General features: G+C 38.6%; 7 protein-coding genes. 5 read left to right on the forward strand and 2 right to left on the reverse strand.

Going from position 1 to position 8,209, the window contains the following annotated elements:
• Positions 1 to 261: 261 nt before the first annotated feature.
• Positions 262 to 1,836 (reverse strand): BCCT family transporter, encoded by a 1,575-nt coding sequence (locus A4245_RS11260; RefSeq protein ID WP_067727901.1) that lies wholly within the window; start codon positions 1,834 to 1,836, stop codon positions 262 to 264.
• Between the two features lie 824 nt (positions 1,837 to 2,660).
• On the opposite strand from A4245_RS11260, the gene A4245_RS11265 reads away from it, so the two are divergent.
• On the forward strand, positions 2,661 to 3,566 hold the full coding sequence (locus tag A4245_RS11265; protein WP_067727903.1) for a DMT family transporter: 906 nt from the start codon (positions 2,661 to 2,663) through the stop codon (positions 3,564 to 3,566).
• Positions 3,567 to 3,925: 359 nt separating this feature from the next.
• Here A4245_RS11265 and A4245_RS20120 read toward each other — a convergent pair whose 3' ends face one another.
• On the reverse strand, positions 3,926 to 4,072 hold the full coding sequence (locus tag A4245_RS20120) for a hypothetical protein (protein WP_157087707.1): 147 nt from the start codon (positions 4,070 to 4,072) through the stop codon (positions 3,926 to 3,928).
• 81 nt (positions 4,073 to 4,153) lie between these two features.
• Here A4245_RS20120 and A4245_RS11270 point away from each other — a divergent pair, with 81 nt between their 5' ends.
• The 4 genes from A4245_RS11270 to A4245_RS11285 all read left to right on the forward strand — a co-directional run bounded on the left by A4245_RS11270 (position 4,154) and on the right by A4245_RS11285 (position 8,147).
• Positions 4,154 to 5,164 carry a N(5)-(carboxyethyl)ornithine synthase gene (locus A4245_RS11270; RefSeq protein ID WP_199860678.1) on the forward strand — a complete coding sequence of 337 codons (1,011 nt, stop codon included), beginning with the start codon at positions 4,154 to 4,156 and terminating at the stop codon, positions 5,162 to 5,164.
• 523 nt (positions 5,165 to 5,687) lie between these two features.
• Complete coding sequence (locus A4245_RS11275) at positions 5,688 to 6,413, forward strand: ABC transporter ATP-binding protein (protein WP_067727905.1); 726 nt, start codon at positions 5,688 to 5,690, stop codon at positions 6,411 to 6,413.
• Position 6,414: 1 nt separating this feature from the next.
• Positions 6,415 to 7,443 carry an ABC transporter permease gene (locus A4245_RS11280; protein WP_067727906.1) on the forward strand — a complete coding sequence of 343 codons (1,029 nt, stop codon included), beginning with the start codon at positions 6,415 to 6,417 and terminating at the stop codon, positions 7,441 to 7,443.
• A gap of 83 nt (positions 7,444 to 7,526) precedes the next feature.
• A complete protein-coding gene (locus tag A4245_RS11285; RefSeq protein ID WP_067727908.1) occupies positions 7,527 to 8,147 on the forward strand; it encodes a TetR/AcrR family transcriptional regulator in 621 nt (206 codons plus the stop codon).
• The last annotated feature ends 62 nt before the right edge of the window (positions 8,148 to 8,209 follow it).

Raw genomic sequence — 8,209 nt, forward strand, 5'->3', positions numbered from 1 at the left:
GTAAAAGGAGAATTTCGGATGGTCATTGACTTAAATCAATAAAGTACATCAATTGAAGGATAAAAATTCAGTTAGTTAGAAGGACCATGGGGACAGGAACCTTGGTCCACTTCTTCACGCAACACACAGTAAAACGTTGATTCAGATGAAATAAACTACCTTGGTCAGTGAGCTTTGGAAAGGCATGGAGGGTCAGTTCACTGACCTAATCTTAAAAATGGACCAAGGAACCTGTCCCCTTGGACCTTTTCCTTGGACCTTTTAGCTCCTTCTACGTTCTTCCTCATTTGTTCTATCGATATATTCTTTCATTGCTTTTTTGTTCGGGGTAAGTGTTAACCCTAAGGACTTTCTTTCCTGATTGGCATCTTTGTAAAATGCTAACGCCATCAATATGACCACAACACTGAATGGCAATGCTGATATAATTGCTGCGGACTGTAAGGCATTTAATCCGCTTTCCCCACCTGCTAACAGCAATATATATGCGATTGCTGATAATGATAATCCCCAAACGACTTTTATAAAGCTTGCAGGGTTTAACGTACCAAAGGCAGTCTGCATACCTAAAACAAATGTTGCAGAATCGGCTGAGGTAATGAAAAAGGAAGATATAAGCACCAAGGTAATAATAGATAAAATGATACTCATAGGGATTTCATTGAAAATACCAAACAACTGTGTTTCCGGTGGCAGATCAAATATGGCTGGTGCACTTTGTCCCACTTCAATTCCTGTCAGACCAAATGCGCTAAACCAAAATATACTCACAAAGGTTGGAACGAGAAGTACTGCAAAGATAAATTCACGGATGGAACGCCCCTGTGAAATCCTTGCGATAAATATTCCTACGAATGGACTCCAACTCATCCACCAACCCCAATAATATATCGTCCAGGACTGCATCCACTCATGTTTTTGTTCATTTAATGGGGCTACATCCAAACTATTGTATAATAATGTATTGAAATAATCACCAGTCGCACTTGTCATCATATTGAGAATGAATAAAGTTGGACCCAGAATTAAGATGGCAATAAACAACAGACCTGCAAGGACCATATTTAAATTACTTAAATACTGAATACCTTTGCTTAACCCACTCCAGGCACTGTATAAGAACAAGACGGTAACGACAGCGATGATGATGCCTTGGACCAGTTGATTGTTAGGGATGCCAAAGAGGTAGTTCAACCCCCCGTTGATTTGCATTGCTCCGATCCCTAAGGATACAGCGACACCAATAATGGTTGCAAATACAGACAACACATCAACAATATTGCCGATTGGCCCGTCCACTCTGTCTCCTAAAATAGGCCGTAATGTTTTGGATATTAAACCAACTTCACCTTTCCTGAACTGTGAATAAGCTAAGGCCAGTGCTACAATCCCGTATACAGCCCATGGATGAAAACCATAGTGCAGAAAAGTTGATCGCATTGATTCAGCCAAAGCCGCTCTTGTTTCAGGGTCAGCAGTAGGCGGAGCCAGAAAATGAGAGATTGGTTCAGATGAGCCATAAAACACTAAGCCGATCCCCATACCAGCACTAAACAGCATGGCTAACCATGATAACGTCTTAAATTCAGGTTTATCATTTGGTTTACCCAGTTTGAGTTTACCGATTGGACTAAAACCTAAAAATATGCAAAAGAACAAAATTAAAGTGAAAATCGTCATATAATACCAACCAAAATTTTCAGTAACCCATGCTCCAATAGCTCCAGTAGTTTCACCAAATTGATCGGGGAAAACAGCACCCAGTAGTACCAGTATTCCGACAATTATGGAAGCGTATGTGAATACACTGGAAAATTGTTTTCTTTCTTCTTTCATTATGCCATTTCACCTTCTTCTTATGATGTCTTTTTTCATATTAACATAATCAAAAATGTAATCAATCAGGACCTATTTCGATGACCACAAAAACAGAATTTGTAAAATTCCAACGGGTCATCAACCAAATAGTATTCCAATTTGAGGGCTCGATAAACAGTGATTGAAAAGATTTCCCTGCTCCATAAACCTGTCAGCAATATGAACAATTTCATAATCGTCCCACTAACATAGAATAATCCAGCGCAACGTAATTTGTAATATCGTCCGATGGTTAAGCAAATCCAGGTGACAACCGGCTTCCATTCATTTTCAATCAGCAAGTCAAAACCTTCTGCCTGTACGCCGTAGCAGGAGCAGGGAATTCATAAAATCTCCTGTTTCGAATTGTTTCTCTTTCCTGATTAACCCACAACAATAACAAGTTTCAACTTTGATTTTAATTTTTTTACTGGAACTCTAACGCTATTTCCCTATATCAAAATAAGATAAACCGTCCAAAACATAAATAACCGGGAAATCTTCTTGCGGAAATCTCGCTTCTAGTAAAAAGAGATCGACTGTATAGGTATGGTTTATACGATTAATCAAGTCACCCGATTATTTTGCACATTCATCCATCGAATATGTGAATAAAATAAAGGGTCAGTCCCCCAGCATGTGCGATTGCGAAATGGGTACTGAACCAATAACCAGAAGATAACCTTCTTTAAGTGAAACCTGTCAATATGTCTCCATCCCCAAACAAAAATGTATACGCAAAATCCTATTAAGTATAAAATAGGACAGATAGCATTTTGTTATTTATGGTAAGGGTGGTAAATATGTTAAAAGCATATGCTTGGCTGACATTTTGTGTAGTGATGTGGGGAAGTAATTTTGTATTCGGAAAGATGCTAGTCCAGGATTTTTCCCCAGCACTGTTAACGATGCTCAGACTTTTGTTTATTGTACTATTTTTAATTGTGTTGTCCTCATACAAAAAGCATTTTAGAAGCGTTAAAAAATCGGATTTACTCGCAATTTCTTTTCTGGGGGTTATTGGTGTTTTTATAAACCAATGGTCTTTTTTTGTGGGATTGCAAACAGCTGATCCAACAACATCTGCATTAATTTTGGCAACAGCCCCTATTTTAACCAGCATATTAGCTGCCATTTTTCTAAAAGAGAAATTGACAATTCGCATGCTGTTAGGTTCTGTTGTGGCAATTACAGGTATTTATTTCGTTGTAACAGACGGGAATTCCTCTTCATTTTATATCGATAAAGGGCTATTATGGATTGTTGTCACGATGATAACATTCGCCATTATGATTATCTTGACCAGGCTTCTTTCCCATCGAATAGATCCACTTACCATTACGCTGTATTCAAATGTCGTCGGCTTTATTGTGTCGGTTCCTTTTGCTTTTCTGCTGGACAATCCCTTGCAAATTAGCGCTAAGGTTTCGGACTGGTCCTTTCTGATTGGAACTGCCATTGTTGTACATGGTATTGCAACATTAATTTGGAACAAAAATATTAGGCATGTTGATGCTTCAAAGGCTTCCATATTATCTAATTTAGAACCTTTTGTAGCAATGGTAATGGGATTGATATTGCTGAACAAACTAATAACCGGAGCAGAAATTTTAGGGTCACTGCTTATCGTTGGAGGCGTAGTGTTTTCTACATATCAACGGAAAAAGCTAAATAGAGGAGCAGGACAGTCCCCCACTACGCTAAAGTGATAGAGAAATAGGATCTGACACGGTAACTTGCCTCCTAATTCATCACTTAGGATTCTACCGATAATAAAGATAATGATGATACAGACAGATTACTTCCAATCTAATGAACATATGTTGGTAATCGACAATGCGAGGAATAAGAGGTCCTCCTACTACGTTAAAGCGATAACGAACAGGGGACCTGACCCTCTGTACCATTTTAATGCCGAGTCATAATCCCCGCCTGGAATAAATATTGTCTTTTCAAAAATACGACAAAGCTACCGGACAGTTTAATTAGTATGGCACAAAAAACAAATAAACCAGAAGTGTGTTATACTAAAGGAGAGAAATTATTTTCACTCTATTCAGCAAATTCTTCATTTCATCACTACGATCTTTAATACAAGCCCCCGATAGCTTGGTTGCTCCAATAAAATGAACTTCACGGTAATATCTTTGCTTGACTCGGCAAGCAAGGGTGTATTTTCATGATGGGAGGATTTAATTAAATGTAAGAACTGCAATCATTTTCATCCTAGCTCATGCGATGGAAAGTTAGAAAATCTAGATGGTTTTTTGCTTTGAAAATAATTGGGGGGATTTATTTGATACGAACAGTAGGTTTTCCATTAAATAGTAAAGAAAACGAACATAGACAGGCAATGATTCTTAAAGATATTGCTGAAATGGATCATAAGGACAAGCTATATTTCGAAAAAGGGTATGGTGAATGGTTTACTGTATCGGATGAGAGGTTAATCAAACTAGGCGTCCATGTTGTTAGCAGGGAGGAAGTTTTAAAGCAAGCTATTATCTGTGACCCGAAAGCTGGGGATGCCGACTATATTGAAAACCTTCAAGATGGCCAAATTGTATTTGGCTGGATTCATGCGGTCCAAAATGAGCAACTAACCGATATATTTTTGTCCAAACGATTGACAGGTATTGCTTGGGAGGATATGAATGAAGAAGGAAGACATGTGTTTCTGAGAAATAATGAGATTGCCGGAGAGGCAGCAATCATGCATGCGTTCAGCTGTTATGGGAAAATGCCGTATGATACAAAGGTTGCCGTTTTAGGCAGAGGAAATGTGGCACGCGGCGCATATAAAATACTAATTGGACTAGGTGCAGAGGTAACTGTTTATGATAGAAGGACAGAGGGCTTATTCCAAAAAGAAGCAGGAAAATACGATGTGCTTGTAAATGCAATTACATGGGATGTGGGCCGCACAGACCATATTATTTATAAAGAAGATTTAAAGAAAATGAAACAGGACGCAATGATTATCGATATCAGTTGTGATGAGGGTATGGGGATTGAAACGAGCAGGCCAACAACGATTGAAGATCCGACATATCAATTGGACGGTGTGCTTCATTATGCGGTCGATCATACTCCAAGCATCTTTTACAAAACGGCCTCCAAATCAATTAGTGCGGAGATAGCGAAGTATTTACCAATTATCATGACAGGTCAGGAAAGGGGAAATGATATCATACGTCCAGCAATTATCCTGGAAAACGGTCATATTTACGATCACAAAATAATTGATAATCAAGAACGAAGAGATGTTATGTGGACCATGGGGACAGGAACCCTGGGCCAGCTCTAAAGCTTAATGCACTAGTAATTAAATTTATGTGATGGGCAAAAATCAGCCTTACTGGTTCATCCGCACGTATACCGTATCTCGGCAGGTCCCTTTTAAGCTATAAACGTAAAATGCATTGAATTACAAGGGAAATTAATAGCGTTAGCAGTTAATTTAAAGAAGGTAGCAACGAACTATCCTCTTTAAAGGGTTCTAATTATGATATTGTTATTGTTTTTTGAAATGTGTAGCTGGAAATAGATGTCAAAAAAGGGGTGCTTTTCAGTGGTCGCAACCTGTCCCTATAGTCCTGCGCGCTGCTTCAATGGAAATGGAAGAAAAGCAACTGCAAGAGAGTAAAATTGATTGAGAAAAAAAGCTTTCATTCTGAAGGAATTCAGCGTGAGGCTTATTTTTTGGATGAAATAATGTCAGTGATTTTTTTAATAGATTAATGAGTGATTACTCACTTTACAAAAGGCGAGTTTTGTTGTATTTTATTAGTGAGTGATTACTCACTAATAAAATGATTGAGGTGAAAATGATGAGCAATAGAATGTCGTGGATCTCGATTCAACATGTTTATAAGCAGTTTGGAAAACAGGAAGTGTTAAAGGATATCAATCTAGAAATTAAAGAAGGTGAGATATTTGGACTTCTCGGTCCATCCGGTGCTGGAAAATCAACCTTAGTAAAAGAACTAGCTGGATTAGATGTTCCTACGTCAGGGGAGAATTTAATTTTTGGAGAAAAGATGCCATCACTCAAATTGATGAAGCGGATAGGGTATATGGCCCAAGCAGATGCGCTTTACGAGGACTTGTCAGCAAACGAAAATTTACACTTTTTTGCTAGCTTGTATGGATTGAAAGGGAAAATCAAAAAGGCAAGGATTAGCGAAGTGATGCAGATTGTAGACTTATCGGGTCATCTGAATAAGCTCGTATCCAATTATTCTGGTGGAATGAAAAGACGACTATCACTTGCGATCGCACTTCTTCATGAGCCTGAAATGCTAATCCTTGATGAGCCAACCGTTGGGATTGATCCGGTTTTAAGAAAAAGCATTTGGGAGGCTTTTTATAACTTAAATCGAAATGGAACGACAATCATTATTACGACCCACGTAATGGATGAAGCTGAGAAGTGTGATCGGTTGGGATTGATGCGAGATGGAGAGTTGATCGCGGTAGGCACCCCTGAAGCATTAAAGAATGAAACAAAAACAGGTTCGATTGAGCAAGCTTTTCTAGTATATGGAGGTGCGTAAAATGAGAGTAATCGCTTTAACGAAAAGAATTCTTCAGCAGCTAATACACGATAAGCGGACGTTAGGTTTACTTATCTTTGCACCAATTTTAGTCCTGACGATGCTTCATCTCGTTTTTAACGGGGATGACTATGTACCAAAGGTGGGAATGGTGGAAATACCAGAAGCAATCGTTGAACAAATCGATATGACAGAGGCTGAAGTGACAACATATAACGATGAAAGTGAGGCAGAAAAAGCGCTTGTGGCTGGAGCGGTTGATGGCTATATTGTATTAAACGGTGGCTCACCAGCTGTTTTCCTGGAAGGCAGTGATCCAACTGTAAACAGTGCCACAATCAGCTGGATTCACTCAACATTTGGTGAGATGCAGCAGGGCGGAAATGCGGATTACCTTGAAGTGGATTATTTACATGGGTCAAGTGATATGGGGTCATTTGATTATTTTGGACCAGTACTACTCGGATTCTTTGTATTCTTTTTTGTATTTATTATTGCTGGTGTTTCCTTTATTCGAGAGCGGACTACGGGAACGCTGGAACGGTTACTTTCTACACCAATACGAAAATGGGAGATTGTGATGGGCTATGTATTCGGATTTGGGATTTTTACAATTATCCAATCAACAATCATCGCTTGGTATGCGATTTATGTATTGGGAATGATGATGGTGGGATCGTTTGTCCATGTGCTTTTAATTACGTTGTTACTTGCTCTGACAGCACTAACTTTAGGCATACTTATTTCATCCTTTGCAAATAATGAATTGCAAATGATTCAATTTATCCCAATCGTTGTCATTCCGCAGATATTCTTTTCAGGATTATTTAATTTAGAAACAATTTCAGACTGGCTAAGTTGGGTTGGACCATTTACCCCGCTTTATTATGCGGCAGATGCACTGCGAGATGTTATGGTAAGGGGGCATGGCTGGCACGAAATTTATATTAACCTTATTATTCTGTTAGGATTTTCACTAGTATTTATGCTATTAAATGGCTTAGCCCTTCGGAAATATCGAAAAATATAAGCGGGATTTTTCGTTGCAGCTTGTATCGATTATCCGATATGATGTTATATAAGAAATGTTTAAGTTGACAAGAGGCGAATATAATGACAAATAATGAGACGAAATTAACGAAAAAACAAATAGCGATATTAGAGGCGGCGACAGAGTTATTTGCTGAACAAGGCTATGCAGGGACTTCTACAAGTGAGATTGCGAATAAGGCTGAGGTTGCCGAAGGGACGATATTCAAACATTTCAAATCGAAAAAGGGGCTGCTTTTAGCAATTGTTTCACCGATGATGCTGAAGCTAATCGCTCCAATGGTGAAAAATGATTTGAATAAGGTGCTAGATCAGGAGTTTGAATATTTTCAGGACTTTATCCGAGCAATGATAGAAAATAGAAAGGCTTTTATCAAAAATAATTTACCGCTTTTACGCATATTAATTCAAGAAATTCCTTTTCACCCAGAGCTAAAGGAACAGTTTATTGAGCATATCGGAAAAGATATATATGCCAAGATTCGGAAGACCGTCGAACATTATCAAGCAAAGGGGCAAATCATACAAACATACCCAGATACGATTATTCGAATCGTTACCTCTTCTATTTTATCTTATATTATCACACGCTATGTCATTCTTCCTGATGGAAATTGGAATGACGACGAAGAGATCGAACGAATTATTTATGTTGTGGGTAACGGGATTGTGCCAAGGGAATAGGGGGACCACGGGGACAGGAATGATGTGACCCCCAAAAGTTAGAGTTTGATTTAAGCAGTTAA

The organism is Oceanobacillus damuensis, from assembly GCF_001618145.1.
Lineage (GTDB): Bacteria > Bacillota > Bacilli > Bacillales > Amphibacillaceae > Oceanobacillus > Oceanobacillus damuensis.